At 68.4% G+C, this 15,509-nt stretch carries 13 protein-coding genes; 7 read left to right on the top strand and 6 right to left on the bottom strand.

The window, feature by feature from the left end:
• Positions 1-66 precede the first annotated feature (66 nt).
• Positions 67-669: a TetR/AcrR family transcriptional regulator gene (locus tag RZR99_RS19395; RefSeq protein WP_323121388.1), complete on the bottom strand. Its 603-nt coding sequence runs from the start codon at positions 667-669 to the stop codon at positions 67-69.
• Between the two features lie 377 nt (positions 670-1,046).
• On the opposite strand from RZR99_RS19395, the gene RZR99_RS19390 reads away from it, so the two are divergent.
• Both RZR99_RS19390 and RZR99_RS19385 read left to right on the top strand, forming a co-directional pair.
• Positions 1,047-1,424 carry a hypothetical protein gene (locus RZR99_RS19390; protein WP_323121387.1) on the top strand — a complete coding sequence of 126 codons (378 nt, stop codon included), beginning with the start codon at positions 1,047-1,049 and terminating at the stop codon, positions 1,422-1,424.
• Positions 1,424-1,642 carry a hypothetical protein gene (locus RZR99_RS19385; protein ID WP_323121386.1) on the top strand — a complete coding sequence of 73 codons (219 nt, stop codon included), beginning with the start codon at positions 1,424-1,426 and terminating at the stop codon, positions 1,640-1,642. Before RZR99_RS19390 ends, RZR99_RS19385 begins: the two co-directional genes overlap by 1 nt.
• A 724-nt stretch (positions 1,643-2,366) precedes the next feature.
• Here the strand turns inward: RZR99_RS19385 and RZR99_RS19380 are convergent.
• The 3 genes from RZR99_RS19380 to RZR99_RS19370 form a co-directional block, all read right to left on the bottom strand.
• Complete coding sequence (locus tag RZR99_RS19380) at positions 2,367-3,581, bottom strand: porin (RefSeq protein WP_323121385.1); 1,215 nt, start codon at positions 3,579-3,581, stop codon at positions 2,367-2,369.
• A 583-nt stretch (positions 3,582-4,164) separates the two neighbouring features.
• Entirely contained in the window at positions 4,165-5,820 is a 1,656-nt protein-coding gene (locus RZR99_RS19375) for a rhodanese-related sulfurtransferase (protein ID WP_323121384.1), read from the bottom strand.
• A gap of 72 nt (positions 5,821-5,892) precedes the next feature.
• Positions 5,893-6,522 carry a cysteine dioxygenase family protein gene (locus RZR99_RS19370; protein WP_323121383.1) on the bottom strand — a complete coding sequence of 210 codons (630 nt, stop codon included), beginning with the start codon at positions 6,520-6,522 and terminating at the stop codon, positions 5,893-5,895.
• 319 nt (positions 6,523-6,841) lie between these two features.
• Here RZR99_RS19370 and RZR99_RS19365 point away from each other — a divergent pair, with 319 nt between their 5' ends.
• Entirely contained in the window at positions 6,842-7,711 is an 870-nt protein-coding gene (locus RZR99_RS19365; RefSeq protein WP_323121382.1) for an MOSC domain-containing protein, read from the top strand.
• 48 nt (positions 7,712-7,759) lie between these two features.
• Here RZR99_RS19365 and RZR99_RS19360 read toward each other — a convergent pair whose 3' ends face one another.
• Both RZR99_RS19360 and RZR99_RS19355 read right to left on the bottom strand, forming a co-directional pair.
• Positions 7,760-9,151: a sensor histidine kinase gene (locus tag RZR99_RS19360; protein WP_323121381.1), complete on the bottom strand. Its 1,392-nt coding sequence runs from the start codon at positions 9,149-9,151 to the stop codon at positions 7,760-7,762.
• Entirely contained in the window at positions 9,148-9,819 is a 672-nt protein-coding gene (locus RZR99_RS19355) for a response regulator (RefSeq protein WP_323121380.1), read from the bottom strand. Before RZR99_RS19355 ends, RZR99_RS19360 begins: the two co-directional genes overlap by 4 nt.
• Before the next feature lie 127 nt (positions 9,820-9,946).
• Between RZR99_RS19355 and RZR99_RS19350 the strand changes: the two genes are divergently transcribed.
• The 4 genes from RZR99_RS19350 to RZR99_RS19335 all read left to right on the top strand — a co-directional run bounded on the left by RZR99_RS19350 (position 9,947) and on the right by RZR99_RS19335 (position 15,350).
• Positions 9,947-11,035: an ABC transporter substrate-binding protein gene (locus RZR99_RS19350; protein WP_323121379.1), complete on the top strand. Its 1,089-nt coding sequence runs from the start codon at positions 9,947-9,949 to the stop codon at positions 11,033-11,035.
• Between the two features lie 95 nt (positions 11,036-11,130).
• Positions 11,131-12,897 (top strand): ABC transporter permease, encoded by a 1,767-nt coding sequence (locus RZR99_RS19345; protein ID WP_323121378.1) that lies wholly within the window; start codon positions 11,131-11,133, stop codon positions 12,895-12,897.
• Positions 12,890-13,957 (top strand): ABC transporter ATP-binding protein, encoded by a 1,068-nt coding sequence (locus RZR99_RS19340; RefSeq protein WP_323121377.1) that lies wholly within the window; start codon positions 12,890-12,892, stop codon positions 13,955-13,957. Before RZR99_RS19345 ends, RZR99_RS19340 begins: the two co-directional genes overlap by 8 nt.
• 316 nt (positions 13,958-14,273) lie before the next feature.
• Positions 14,274-15,350, top strand: coding sequence for a porin (locus RZR99_RS19335; RefSeq protein ID WP_323121376.1), 1,077 nt, complete (start codon positions 14,274-14,276; stop codon positions 15,348-15,350).
• The last annotated feature ends 159 nt before the right edge of the window (positions 15,351-15,509 follow it).

Raw genomic sequence — 15,509 nt, 5'->3', positions numbered from 1 at the left:
TCTAGAGAGGGAATCAAAAAAACGCGACCGGGCGGCGGGCAGCCGCGAACCGTCGCGTCGGGAAAGTCAGGCGGCGACGGGCAGGCGCAACAGGTACCGGGTGGTGGCCATCGCCACGTCGAGCGGCGTGCCGTCGCGCCGGATTTTTTCGAGCAAGGTTGCGCCGAGCCACAGCTCGTACAGCATCGCAGCCATGTGTGGCGGATCGAAGTCGCCCGCGAGCGAGCCGTCGCCGACCCCTTCCGAGATACAGACGGCCAGCCGCTCGACGATCTGGCCGGTACCGCGTTTGAGCACCGCGCGCATCGTCTCCGACAGGTCGCATACTTCCGCGCCGAGCTTGACCGCGAGGCATTTGCCTTCCGGATCGTTGCCGACCTGCATCAGCTGCCAGTGGCTCCAGTAGCGCATCAGCCGCTCCGCCGCCGAACCGCCGCCGTGCACGAGCAGCGCGTCGAGGTGCGCGAGATAGTCGACGAAATACGATTCGAGCATCGCTTCGCCGAACACTTCCTTCGATCCGAAGTAGTGATAGAACGACCCCTTCGGGATCCCGGCCGCGGCGAGGATCTCGTTCAGGCCGACGCCCGTGAAACCCTTGCAGAGCATGATGGGCTTGGCGGTGTCGAGGATGTGCTGCCGCACGTCGGCGGCGGTGGTCGCGTTCATGGAAGCGGATCATAGCGCAGAATTAGACCGGTCGTCTAGTAACTTGAACGGCGGTCGCGGGCGAATCCGCATGCGCCCGGCCGTCCTGCCCGCGCGCGGCGGAACGCCCCGCCGGGCGCCGCTTGCTTCGCCCCGTCGACGGCGCATCGCACCGCCTCCGGTCCGTCGCGCACGCCCTCTGCGGCGAGGCAGACATCGCCCGTCAAAACCTGTATATTCATACAGCCTTGCGCACTTGCAACGCGTCGCTGGACAAGCGCCCGGAAACGCAGATAATCACCGCCTGCCGCCCCCGCTGTCCCGGCCGTTGCCGGCTGCGCGCATCGGCGGCAACCTGCGCGACGCGGGGTCCAGGCAGCGCATACGGAGAAGAGACAGTGAAACGAGCGGGATGCGGGTTGTGCGTATTGGCGTTCGCCGCGTCGGCGTATGCCGGCGACCACTATGTCGAAGTCTGGAATCCGCCGGAGGCGCGCGGCACCGCGCCGCGTACGCCCGCCACTACGCAGAAGAACCGGCGCAACGCGCCGCATGTCGTGCCGACGAACGTCCATCGTCCGGTCGCCCCGTCCGCGCCCCCGAAGCTCGCCGCCAAGCCGCGCGCGGTGCCCGCGCCGAACACGGCGCGACGCGACGGCGCCGGGCGCGCGGCGCCGGATCTGTCGGCCACGCCGCAGATTCCCCGGCAGATCACGCCGGAAGGCAACATCCTGCAGGTCGGGACCCGCGGCCACGGCATCGAGGTCACGCGCTGATGGAAGCGGAAAGCTACGAGGGCTACCAGATCTGGGGGCACGCGATCCTGCAGCAGGATGAAATCCTCCAGCCGGAGCGCTATGCGGCCAGCGGGACGATCACCCAGAACAACAAGCTCATCGAAGCGTCGAGCGTGCTGGGCGTGTTCGATACGGAGGACCAGGCGCGCCAGGCAGGGCTCGATTGGGCGCGCGCCTGGATCGATAGCCACGGTTGACTCACGAAGGTCGTGGTTCGGCCATCATCGGCGGACGCGGCAGGTCGTCGTTTCCGGTTACGGCCGGCCTCAGCCGGCGCGGCGCCGATCTCGGCAACGCATTCGGCAAGCACGCACCGCCCCACCGAACCGGCCCCCACTTCGTGCAATCGGCCCGCGCACCCTGTTCCGCTTCGCGGCCCGTTCGATCCCTTCAGCGTCTCGGCCAGCCACGCAGCCCCCCATCGCAAACGATGCGCCGGCCTTACGCTTCATCCCGTTTCCGCATCGCGGTCGGCCAGATCCACTCGGCGTCTCGCCCGGCCACGCACTCGACGTCGCGAACGATGCCCAGGCGTTGCCGTCCGGACCCGCTTCGCTGGGCGTCTCGCGCGATCCCTTCCGCGTCGCGACCGGCGACGCCATCTCCGTCACCAACGATGCCCGGACCTGACGGTCCAGGCCGTTTCCGCATCGCGGCCCGCTCCCTCCATCCTGCGTGACAACGACGCGCCCCGCCCTCCGTTCCCGATAAGTTTCCGGTCTGCGCCATGCGACTCGGCCCGGCATCCTGCCTCCGTCCGGAACGCAGAGCCGGCCGTCAGGCCGGCCTCGCCTCCGCGTCACGGCGCGCTCGTCACGATCGCGGTCACTCGCCTTCACCGCCTCCCCAAACGAAAACAGCCGGCACGAGGCCGGCTGCTCACTGCTTCACGACATCACGCGGCGCGCACGCCGCGTCGCATCAGAAGCGGTGGATCATGCCGACGCCGACAGCCGTCTGGCTGCGCGACGACGACGGCGACGAGTTGAAGCCGTCGCCGATCGACGCGGTCGCGTCGATGATCTTGCCGCCCGCGAGCGTCTTGCCGTTCGCGCGCTGGTAAGCCTCGACCGCGTACAGGCCGGTGCGCTTCGACAGGCTGTAGTACTGCGACAGCGAGAACTGGTGGTACTGCGCCGCGCTCGTCACGCCGTTCGACTGGGTCGCGCGCGTGTAGCTGTAGCCGCCCGCGAAGTCCCACGTAGCCGACGGCTTGAAGTGCAGCACCGCGCCGGCCGTGTTGAAGATCGCCGTGTTGCGGAACGCCGAGTTGCTACCCGGGATGTACTGGACGTTCGAGTACGACGCCGACACGTCCCACGCCGACGAGAACTGATAGCCCGCCGTCACGGCGATGCGCTGTTGCGCCTGCGCCGTGCGGTAGCCGCCGTTGATCGCCGTCACGGCCGTTTGCGCGCCGTTGCCGTCGGTGCCGAGACCGTTCTGCGTCGTCGAGTTCGCGCCCCACACGCCGCCGCCCGGCGTCGAGTTGTTCACGCGCTGGAACGCGGCCGCGATGCCCATCGGGCCGTTGATGTACTGGACGCCCGCGCTCCACGTCGAGCCCGCGTTCGTGCTGCCCGCGACGCCGCCGAACGAGTACGAACCGCCGAACGTGAAGCCGTAGTACTTCGGCGACATGTAGACGAGGGAGTTGTTCGCGCGATAGCTGGTGTCGAGCGAATCGATATCGCCCGGATGCGCGCCGAACGCGCCCGTCAGCCAGGTCGTCGGGCTGTACGGCGACAGCAGCGTGTAGTACGCCGTGTACTGACGGCCAGCCGTCAGCGTACCGTACGCCGGGTTCGTCAGGCCGACCCACGCTTGACGCGTGAAGATGCCGCCCGCGTACTGCGACGTGCCGTTCGCGGTGTTGACGCCCGCTTCCAACTGGAAAATCGCCTTCGAGCCGCCACCCAGATCTTCGCTGCCCTTCAGGCCGAAGCGGCTGCCCGCCCACACGCCCGTCGACATCTTGACGGCCGAACGGCCGCCCGTCGTCGAACCGACGGACGTGCTGCTGTTCTGATAGGTCAACCCGTTATCGACGATCCCGTAGAGGGTCACGCTGCTCTGAGCGTGGGCGGTAGTGGCGGCGGCAAGGGCCGTCAAGGCGAACGCTACGCGCTTTTTCATTGATTCTCCGTCCTCAAAAATTCTTTTGTGTGGTGTGGTTCCTGCACATGGGCGAGACCATGCGGGCGCCATTCTGACGGATTACCAGATATTTCAAAATGCTGAATAAAACGCCGTCTGATCGGCGCAACGCGCGCGCTGACGGAACAGTAATCTGTTAGGCGCCTGCGCTGTGGGCCTTGCCAGACTTGACGCCGGTTTGATGGAACCGGTCCCGGACAAACCCTGATTTACATTCCTGCAAACCTTCCATTCCTGATTAATTCTTCTTACATATTCATCACACCCACGGCCGCACCGCTCTCGCGACGGACTTGGCCGACGCGGCCGCTTCGCTCGATGCGCCCGTTCGTCGCGCGAGATTGAAGCGCCACGAACGACTGCCGGCGCGCACGAGCGCAAGCCGGCAGGCCGCCCGCTCCGCTCAAAGGGAATCGATGTCGCGGCGCCGTCGCCGCGTACGCAGTGCGCCGCGTACGCCGCACTCAAGAGAAGTGCCGGCCCGATGAACCGCCGGCCGCGGACGGACATGCGGCCATGCCGCGCCGCGCATGGACGTCCTCGCGTCGAGTCGCGTGAAAAGTCAGATCACGTTGAAGTGGTGCGTGCCGTCGCGATCGAGTTGCGCGACCAGCCCGTACTCCCAGTCGAGATACGCCTGCATCGCATCGGCGGCATTCTCCGTGCCTTCGTACGGACGCCGATAACGATCGACACGCGCCGACGCCAGCCGGGTTTCGCCGCGCTCGACCGGTAAGCCGGCCGCGATCCACGCGCGCGTTCCGCCTTCCAGCACATAGCGTTCGGCACCGGCCGGCAGCCATGCGCGCAGATCCTGCGCCGCGAACGCCGCCAATTGCCCGGTCGCGCACGTCACCACGTAGCGGCGCGCGGCGGGCACGCGCCGCAGCGCATCGCGCCACTGAGCACGCACCGCGAACCAGGCGCCCGGCACATGCCCGTTCACATACGCCGCGCTGGCCGTCACGTCGAGCACCGCGACGTCGCCGTCCGCGCCCGCCGCCGCGAGCCACCCGGCGAGCGTCGCGGGCGCGACCGGCGGCACCGCCTCGGCGGGCACCGGCGCCGGCACGGCGGTCGGACCGGTCGCGCTACGTTCCGCCGGCTCGACCGGGTCCAGCACATGCACGTCCCAGCCCATCTGCGCGAGCCACGATGCGCTCATGTCGGCACGCACGCCGTCGTCGTCGGCCAGCACGATGCGCGCGCCGCGCACCGGCGCATGATGATCGGTCTCCTGCACGAGCTGGCCGCCTGGCGCGAGCGCGAAACCGGGTACGTGGCCCGCCGCGTATTCGTCGGGCGTCCGCACGTCGAAGCAGTACAGCGTGCGTCCGGGCGACGCGAGCGACGGCAGATCGCGCCATGCGATCCGCGGCACGCCCGCGCGCGCGGCGACCCGCCGCGCCGCCCGTCGCGCGTCGTCGCGCACGGCCGCGCCGACCCGCTCGGGACAACGCCGCGCGGCGCCGTGTTCCAGCGCCTGCCCGGCCAGCGTCCAGCCGATCGTGCCGTTGCGCAGCGCCGCCACCGGATTCGGCAGCCCGGCATTGATCAGCGACTGCGTGCCGATGATGCTGCGGGTCCGCCCCGCGCAATTGACGATCACCCGCGTCGCCGGATCGGGCGCGAGTTCGCGCACCCGCAGCACCAGTTCGGCGCCCGGCATGCTCGTCGCGGTCGGGATGCTCATCGTTTGATATTCGTCGAAGCGGCGCGCGTCGACGATCACGACATCCGCCCGCGCATCGATCAACGCCTTCACCTGCTGCGCGGACAGCGACGGCGTGTGGCGCTTCGCATCGACCCACTCGCCGAACGCCTTGCTCGGCACGTTGACGTCGATGAACAACGCCCCGCCCGCCGCCGTCCAGCCCGCGAGCCCGCCCTCGAGCAGATGCACGCGCGTATAGCCGAGCGTCACGAGCACGGCGGCCGCGCGCGGCGCGAGATCCTCGCCGAGCGCTTCGCCGTAGAGCACGATCGTCGTGTCGAGCCGGGGTATGCGGGCCCACGCATGAAGCTCGAGCGTGGACAGCGGCGCATTCGCCGCCCAGAGCGGATGCCCGCGCGCGTACGGATCCTCCTCCCGCACGTCGAGCAGCGCGATTTCATCCCGGGCGAGCAGCGCCGCGCGGACAGCCTCGGCGGACAGGGTCGGAAAGCGGGCCGCGGCAGCGGGATCGATAGCGGCGAGAGTAAGCGGAGAAAGCGTCATGAGCGGCAAAAGGAACCGTGCGAAAGAAAGAAGGCATGCGGCGGCGCACACACACGGCGCGTACCGTCAGGATCAGGCAGGAGCGGCCTGGCCGTCGGGCGGCCAGACGGGCGGCGCGTAGCCCGACACGAAGCGCTGGCGGACGCCATCCGGGCGATAGATCGAACGCTCGACCGCGCCGATGTCCGCGCCGTACGCGTGAATGCTGATCGATACGCGGTCGGCAAACGCGTTGCTCACGGAATGGATGTCACCGATCGTGGGCGACACCGCTTCGACCTGCCCCGGTTCGAGCCGACGCGCGTCGCCCGCCGCGACCGGCCGCCCGTCGGCGGCCAGCGCGAACGGCTGCGACAGCTCGGCGCCGCGCAGCATCCCGATCAATCCCCAGACCGTATGGTCGTGCACCGGCGTGGCCTGCCCCGGCCCCCACACGAAGCTCGCGACCGAGAAGCGCCCGGCCGGATCGCGATGCAGCAGGAACTGCTGGTAACGGCCGGGATCCGGCCGGCCCCACGGCGCGGGCAGCCAGTCGTCCCGCGCGACCAGCGCGGCGAGCAGCGCGCGCCCGTCGCGCAGGATCCGTGCTTCGTCCGGCCGCGCGTCCATCAGCGCGGTGAATGCGGCGACGAACCGGCGCAACCGCTCCGACGATGCTTGCGCGCGCAACGACGACTCCGTCCCTTGGTCCAGCGTATTCATCCGACGTCTCCCCGCATTCGATCCAGCGCCATGATGCACCTCAAATCGACGGCGCGGGGACGCGATGCGGGGCCGGCCTGCGCGGACCGGCCCCGGAGCCCGATCGGACAACCGCGCCGTTGCGTTTCGCATCGCTCGCGGGCGGCCGGCGCCGGCACGCCGATGAATCCGGAGAAGCCGGCCCGCCCGCCCCACCTGCCCATCCGCCGGTTCGCGCACTCGCGCTTGCGTCCGCCCATCCCGCTGCCCATCCCCGATACGACACCCTCCGGTTCTGGCAAAATCAGGGCTTGCCCGCCCCTCCGTTCAAGCCAGCACCATGCCAGCCATCAGCGAACTTTTCATCTATCCGATCAAATCGTGCGGCGGCATCGCGCTGCAGCGCGCGCGACTGCTCGCGACCGGCCTCGAATACGACCGCCGCTGGATGGTGACCGATGCCGAAGGCGGAATGCTGACGCAGCGCGCGCATCCGCTCTTGGCCCGCATACGCGTCGCGATCGGCGAGCGCGACCTGATCGTCAACGCACCCGACATGCCCGAGCTGCGCACCCCGCTCGCGGCGTCCGATCTCCCCCGCGCCGAACCGATGGCCGCCACGGTATGGCACGACACGGTCGGCGCGCTCGACACCGGCGCGCACGCCGCCGCGTGGTTCAGCGAATACCTGCGCACGCCCGCCCGGCTCGCGCACTTCGCGCCCGCCGCACGGCGCGCGGTCAGCGCCAAATGGACGGGCCCGACCCCTTCGTACACGCAGTTCGCCGACGGCTTCCCGCTGCTCGTCATCGGCCAATCGTCGCTCGACGATCTCAATGCGCGGCTGCGGCGCAAGGGCGCGCCGGCGATTCCGATGGACCGTTTCCGGCCCAACCTGGTCGTGACGGGGATCGAAGCCTACGACGAGGATTTCGTCGACGAGATGGAGATCCGCGCCGGGTCGCACGACGTGCTGCTGCGTCTCGTGAAGCTGTGCGCGCGCTGCCCGATGCCGACCATCGACCAGCACACCGGCGCGCCGGACCCGGCGTGGCCGAACGAGCCGCTCGACACGATGAGCGTCTACCGCGACAACCCGAAGATGAACGGCGCGCTGACGTTCGGCAAGAACGGCATCGTCCTGAAGGGCGACGGCGCGGTCCTCGAAACCGGCCAGGCCGTGTCGGCGGAAATCGGCTTCGGCGACTGAGCGAACCCGGCGCGTCACGCATCGCGCATCGCGCGCCGCTCGCGGCGTTCAGGCCGCGTGCACCGGCAGCGTCACCCGCACCACCAGCCCGCCGCCCGGCGCATCCGCCAACGCCACCTTGCCGTGATGCACGCGCGCGATCTCGCGGACGATCGACAGGCCGAGCCCCGTCCCCTCGACGGTCTGCGTGAGCGCGCTGCGATAGAAGCGCTCGAACACCGCATCGCGCTCGTCCGCCGCGATGCCCGGCCCGTTGTCGATCACCTCGAGCCGCGCGGCGGCGCCGTCGCGGGCGATCCGCACCGTGACCACCGCGCGGTCGCCCGCGTAGCGGATCGCGTTGTCGATCAGGTTGCCGACCAGCTCCGCCAGCAAGTCCGCGCGCCCGGTCACCTCGACGTCCGCCTCGTGCTCGAAACCGAGATCGATCCCGCGCGCCCGCGCGACGGGCGACCAGTCGAGCGTCACGCTGCGCGCGACCTTGTGCAGCGCGATCGGCTTGCGTTCGATCGCATAGCCGCTGTCCGACTCGAGCCGCGACAGCGACAGCAGCTGCTGGACGATCTTCGCCGCCTGGCGCACCGCGCCGTTCACGCGGCGCAGATGCACGTTCACGCGCGCGCTCTCGTCGGGACGCAGCGCCAGCTCGACGCCCGCCTGCACCGCCGCGAGCGGTGTCTTCAACTGATGCGCGGCGTCGGCGAAGAAGCGCCGGCGCGCGACCTGCATCCGCTGCGTGCGCGCGATGTACTGGTTGATCGAGTCGACGAGCGGCGCGACCTCGCTCGGCATGCCGCCCGTGTCGAGCGGCGTCGGATCGTCGTCCGCGCGGGCGGCGACCTTCGCCGACAGCCGGTTGAGCGGCTGCAGGCCGCGCGTCACGCCGAACCAGACGATACCGAGCGCCAGCACCACCAGCAGCCCTTCCTGCAGCAGCGACCCCACCAGGATCTCGCGCGCGAGCGCCTGGCGCGCCTCGATGGTCTCGCCGACCATCACCCATACCACCCGCGTCTGCGCGCTCGGCACGTCGTGCACCGGCAGCCGCAGCGCGGCCATCCGCAGTTGCTCGCCGCGATACACGGCGTCGTAGAAACGCGTCGTGAACAGCTCCACGTAGGTCTGCTTCGGCAGCGGCAGATCGGGATAGCCGGTCACCGCGCGGCCGCCGTCCTCGCGGATCAGGTAGTAGATCTTGCCGCCGTCGTTCGATTCGAGCATCTCGAGCGCGAGATACGGCAGATCGACCTCGACGTCGCCGTGATTGAGACGCACGCCCTCGCGGATCGACTTGATCGACGACGCCAGCGTGCGGTCGAACGCGGTATGCGCGGCGCTCATCGCGCGCTGGTAGGTCAGCCACGAATCGAGCGCGAGCAACCCGAGCAGCGGCAGCAGCAGCCACAGCCCGACCTGCATCCGCAGATTGAGCCGCGTCATTCGGCCTTCGCCTCGAGCAGATAGCCGAGCCCGCGCAGCGTGACGATCACGACGCCGCTGTTCTCGAGCTTCTTGCGCAGCCGGTACACGTAGATCTCGATCGCGTCGGCATTCACCAGCTCGTCCAGCCCGAAGATTTTCTCGGACAGCGTGTCCTTGTTGATCGCGCGCCCGTTGCGCAGCACCAGCACCTCGAGCACCGAGCGCTCGCGCGGCGTCAGCGCGAGCACTTCATTGTTCAGACGAAAACTGCGGTCGACGCTGTCGTACGCGAGCGGCCCGCACTCGACGCGGGTGTGCTCATGGCCCAGGCTGCGGCGGATCAGCGCGCGGGCGCGCGCCTCCAGCTCGGTCAGCTCGAACGGCTTCGAGAGATAGTCGTCGGCGCCGAGGTCCAGCCCCTTCACGCGGTCCTCGACCGACCCGTGCGCGGTGAGGATCAGCACCGGCACCGGGTTGCGCCGCGCGCGCAGCCGGCGCAGCACCTCGAGCCCGTCGAGCTTCGGCAAGCCCAGATCGAGGATCACCAGCGCGTAGTCCTGCGTATGCAGCACGTGATCGGCGGCCTCGCCGTCCGCCATGTGATCGACCGTGAAGTGCGCGGCGCTGAGCGCATCGGTCAGCGATTGCGCGAGGATGGGATTGTCTTCGACGAGCAGCACGCGCATATACGACCTCGGGAAATCCATGAGGAAAAGACAGCTATTGTGACGCGAAATGAAAGCAGGCTGAAAGTGCCTCACACTTACCATCCGCCTCACTCATAAAAGAGCAGCAGCTTAACCGGAGGAAGACATGCAGTTTGCGTTGAAAGGCATTGCCGTTGTTCTGACTGTCGCTGCGAGCGCCGCCTGGGCTCAGGTTCCCGACGGTTATCCAGGTAACTACCAAGGCTTGATCGATGCCGCGAAGAAGGAAGGCAAGCTGATCGTCTACTCGACGACGGACACCGGTCTCGTGCGCCCGCTCATCAAGGATTTCGAAAGCCTGTACGGTGTGAAGGTCGAATACAACGACATGAACAGCACCGAGCTGTACAACCGCTACGTCAGCGAGAACGCGGCGAAGAGCACCAGCGCCGACGTGCTGTGGAGCTCGGCGATGGATCTGCAGGTGAAGCTCGTCAACGACGGCCTGATGGCGTCGTACGATTCGCCGGAAACGGCCAGCCTGCCGCAATGGGCGCAGTACCAGAAGCAGGCGTACGGCACCACCTACGAACCGCTCGCGATCGTCTACAACAAGCGGCTGATCCCCGACGCCGAAGTGCCGAAGACGCGCGCCGACCTGATCAAGCTGCTGCAGTCGCAGCCCGAGAAGTTCAAGGGCAAGGTCACCACCTACGACATCGAGAAGTCGGGCGTCGGTTTCAACTACCTGACGCAGGACGCGCACATGAACGAGAAGGCCACCTGGGAGCTGGTGCGCGCGATCGGCGCGACGGGGCCGAAGCTGCAGTCGAGCACCGGGGCGATGATGGAGCGCATCTCGTCGGGCGAGAACCTGATCGGCTACAACATCATCGGCTCGTATGCGTATGCGAAGGCGAAGAAGGACAAGTCGATCGGCTATGTGTTTCCGAAGGACTACACGCTCGTCGTGAGCCGGCTGGCCACCATCTCGAAGCAGGCGAAGAGCCCGAACGCGGCGAAGCTGTGGATCGACTACCTGCTGTCGAAGCGCGGCCAGGCGCTGATCGCGAATCAGTCGAACCTGTACTCGATCCGCGCGGACGTGACCGGCGAAACGTCGATGGCGGGGCTGACGAAGGAGCTCGGCGATTCGCTGAAGCCGATCCCGATCGGCTCGGGCCTGCTCGTCTACCTCGACCAGGCGAAACGCCTCGCGTTCCTCAAGCAATGGCAGCAGGCGATCAAACGCTGATCCGCCGCGCCTGAACGCCCGCGCGGCCGCGCGGGCGTCCTCCCCCCTTTCTCCGATTTCCATTCAGGCGGCCCGTGGGCCGCAGGGGCGAACTCATGCTTTCAACCAGCACCGGCGGGACCACTCCCGCCCTCCCGCGCGAGCGCAACCAGGCCGTGCCGACACTGCCGGTCAGCAGCCTGCGGCCGTTCGCCGGCATGCTGCGCTGGATCGTCATCGCGGTCCTGACCATCGCGGTGGCGCTGCCGCTCGGCTTCATCCTGTTCCAGAGCGTGCTGTCGGCGCCGTTCTTCGACGCGAACCGCACGCTCGGCCTCGACGGCTTCCGCTTCATTTTCAGCGACCCGGATTTCTGGTCGGCCCTGAAAAACTCGTTCGTCATCGCGAGCGGCATGCTGTTCATCTCGATCCCGTTCGGCGGAATCCTCGCCTTCCTGATGGCGCGCACCGACCTGCCCGGCCGCCGCTGGCTCGAACCGCTGCTGCTCACGCCGGTATTCGTGTCGCCGATGGTGCTCGCGTTCGGCTACGTCGTCGCGGCCGGCCCCGTCGGCTTTTATTCCGTGTGGTTCAAAGATCTGTTCGGCGTATCGGACGTGCCGTGGAACGTCTACTCCGTCTTCGCGATCACCGTGATCGTCGGCCTGACGCACGTGCCGCACGTCTACCTGTACTCGTCGGCGGCGCTGCGCAACCTCGGCTCGGACGTCGAGGAAGCCGCCCGCGTGTCGGGCGCGCGGCCGTTCCGCGTCGCGCTCGACGTGAGCCTGCCGATGACGATGCCCGCGCTGCTGTTCTCGGGCGTGCTGGTGTTCTTCCTCGGCTTCGAGGTGTTCGGGCTGCCGCTCGTGCTCGGCGATCCCGAAGGCCACCTGGTGCTCGCCACCTACCTGTACAAGCTGACCAACAAGCTCGGCGTGCCGTCGTATCACCTGATGGCCGCGGTCGCGGTGTGCATCATCGCGATCACGTTCCCGCTCGTACTGCTGCAGCGCCGCCTGCTGCGCACCGCGAACCGCTTCGTCACGGTGAAGGGCAAGGCCGGCCGCTCGACCGTGCTGCCGCTCGGCGCATGGCGCTGGGTCGCGCTCGCGATCGTCGCGCTGTGGCTCGCGCTCACCGTGGCGGTGCCGCTGTCCGGCATCGTGCTGCGCGCGTTCGTGACGAACTGGGGCGAAGGCGTGGCGATCGCCGACGTGCTGACGCTGTCCAACTTCACCGAACTGTTCGAGCAGGACAACCTGGTCCGCGCGATCGTCAACACGCTCGGCATCGGCGTGATCGGCGGCGCGCTGGCGATCGGCTTCTACTCGCTCGTCGCGTTCGCGGGCCATCGCCGCAACGACTGGGCGACCCGCCTGCTCGACTACATCGTGCTGCTGCCGCGCGCGGTGCCCGGCCTGCTCGCCGGCCTCGCGTTCCTGTGGATCTTCCTGTTCGTGCCGGGGCTGCGCGAGATCAAGAATTCGATGTGGAGCATCTGGATCGCGTACACAGTCGTGTGGCTCGCATACGGGATGCGGCTGATCCAGAGCGCGTTGCTGCAGGTCGGCCCCGAACTGGAGGAAGCCGGACGCAGCGTCGGCGGCACCCGCGCGCGCGTGTCGCTCGACGTCACGCTGCCGCTCGTGCGCTTCGGCCTGCTCGCCGCGTGGCTGCTGATCTTCATGATCTTCGAGCGCGAGTATTCGACGGCCGTGTACCTGCTGTCTCCCGGCACCGAGGTGATCGGCGCGCTGCTGGTGTCGCTGTGGGCGACGGGCGCCGTCGACCAGGTGGCCGCCCTTTCTGTCATCAACATCGCGATGGTCGGCGTCGGACTCGGCGTGGCCCTGCGTTTCGGAGTGAAACTTCATGGATAAGCTCAGCGTCGACAACCTCTTTCTCAGCTACGGCGCCAACCCGATCCTGAAGGGCGTGTCGTTCGAACTCAAGGCGGGCGAAGTCGTCTGCCTGCTCGGCGCGTCGGGCAGCGGCAAGACCACGCTGCTGCGCGCGGTCGCCGGCCTCGAACAGCCGTCGGACGGCGTGATCCGGCTCGACGATCAGGTGTTTTTCGACGGCGCGCGCCGCATCGACCTCCCGGTCGAACAACGCTCGCTCGGCCTCGTGTTCCAGTCGTACGCGCTGTGGCCGCACCGCACCGTCGCGGACAACGTCGGCTACGGCCTGAAGCTGCGCCGCGTCGCGGCCGCGGAGCAAAAGCGCCGCGTGCAGTCCGCGCTCGACCAGCTCGGCCTCGGCCATCTCTCGCAGCGCTATCCGCACCAGCTGTCGGGCGGCCAGCAGCAGCGCGTCGCGATCGCGCGCGCGCTGGTCTACAACCCGCCCGTGATCCTGCTCGACGAACCGCTGTCGAACCTCGACGCGAAGCTGCGCGAGGAAGCGCGCGCCTGGCTGCGCGAACTGATCGTGTCGCTCGGGCTGTCGGCGCTGTGCGTGACGCACGACCAGTCGGAAGCGATGGCGATGTCCGACCGCATCCTGCTGCTGCGCAACGGCCGCATCGAGCAGGAAGGTACGCCGTCGGAGCTGTATGGCGCGCCGCGCTCGCTGTACACCGCGGAATTCATGGGCAGCAACAACCGGATCGACGCGCGGGTCGCGTCGATCGACGGCGAACGCGTGACGCTGGCGGGCGACGGCTGGCAGTTGCAGGCGCTGGCGCGCGAAGCCCTGCAGCAAGGACAGGACGCGCAGGCCGTGATCCGGCTCGAACGCGTGCAGGTGGCGGACGGCCCGGGCGCGAACCGCCTGCAGGCCGACCTCGTGACATCGATGTATCTCGGCGACCGCTGGGAATACCTGTTCCATTGCGGCGACCTGCGCCTGCGGGCGTTCGGCCAGGTGCCGCGTCCGGCGGGCAAGCACTGGATCGAGTTCCCGGCGAACGACTGCTGGGCATTCGCGAAGGCGGGCTGAGCCCCCGTCGCGGGCCGGACCCTGGCAGCGCGGCGCGAAACACCGCGAATCGCACCGGACCGGCGCACCGGCGCACCGGCGCATCGGCATCGGATGACGCGGCAACGCGTGCGCCGCTGCCGGACGGCAGCACGCATCCGTGCCGGACCCGCGATCGCGGGTCCGGCACACCGCCCGGAACACACCGCCCTTCCGGCACCCGCCGGCCGGCGTCCGCCCTCACCCGGGGCCACGGCGCCCGACCGGCCCGCTTCGGGTTCGACGTCCGACGCGAGCAGTACCGCAAACCACCATAAACGATACGGAGACACCTTCAATGAACAAGACGCACCTGCTGGCGGCCACGGCGGCCGCGAGCCTGACGAGCCTGCTGACGCCGGCGGCTCACGCCCAATCGAGCGTCACGCTGTACGGGATCATGGACGCGGGCGTGGAATTCACCAATCACGCGGCCAAGGACGGCGGCAACGCGGTCCGAATGAAATCCGGCAACAAGAACACGTCGCGCTGGGGGCTGCGCGGCGTGGAAGATCTGGGCGGCGGGCTGAAAGCGGTGTTCCGCCTCGAAAGCGGCATCGATCTCGCGAACGGCGCGCTCGACGACGGTCCCGATTCGATCTTCGGCCGCCGCGCGACGGTCGGCCTGAAGGGCAAATGGGGCGAAGTGACGCTGGGCCGGAATTTCACGGTCACCTACGACTACATGCTGCAGTTCGACCCGATGGGCTACGCGCAGAACTACTCGTGGGCGACGTCGTCGACCGCCACCGGCGGCCGCAAGGACGGCCTCTTCACGCGCTCGTCGAACGCGGTGCGCTACGACGGCGAATTCAGCGGCTTCAAGTTCGGCGCGCTGTACGGGTTCGGCAATACGCCCGGCAGCCTGAAAACCAGCTCGAAGTACGACTTCGCGATCGGCTACGAAAGCGGGCCGTTCGCGGCCGTCGCCACGTTCGACCGCCAGAACGGCGCGAGCGACAGCGTCACGCCGGCCGATCCGGTCAAGTACATCCAGGGCATTCATGCCGGCGTCAGCTACGACTTCGGCAACCTGAAGACGATGGCGGGCTATCGCAATTACCGCCGCACGTTCAACACCACGGCCGCCACGCAACAGAGCGACATGTACTGGGTCGGCGGCTCGTACCAGTTCACGCCCGCCTTCTCGCTGATCGGCGCGGTGTATCACCAGAACATCAAGGGCGGCACCGACGCCGATCCGACGCTGTTCTCGCTGCGCGCGCAGTACGCGCTGTCCAAGCGGACGACGCTGTACGCGTCGGGGGCGTTCGCGATGGCGCAGCATGGACAGAAGGTCGGCGTGTCGCGCGATGTGGTGGGCTATGCGGATACGCAGGTCGGGTTGACGGCGGGAATTCAGCAGCGGTTTTGATGTGACGGGAGGTGCGCGACGTGGGCGGGTGCGATTGTCGCGCCCGGCTCATGCGCCGCGTCGACGCGCTCGGGGTCGGCGTGTTCCGGCTCGGGGCGACCCGATACCGGCGCATGCCACCCGCGCCGTAACCACGCAGTACCGGTGAAACGGGAGAAC

Source organism: Burkholderia alba (assembly GCF_034721475.1).
Lineage (GTDB): Bacteria > Pseudomonadota > Gammaproteobacteria > Burkholderiales > Burkholderiaceae > Burkholderia > Burkholderia alba.
Note: the sequence above shows the minus strand (reverse complement) of the source record. Positions and strands in the feature narration are given on the sequence as shown.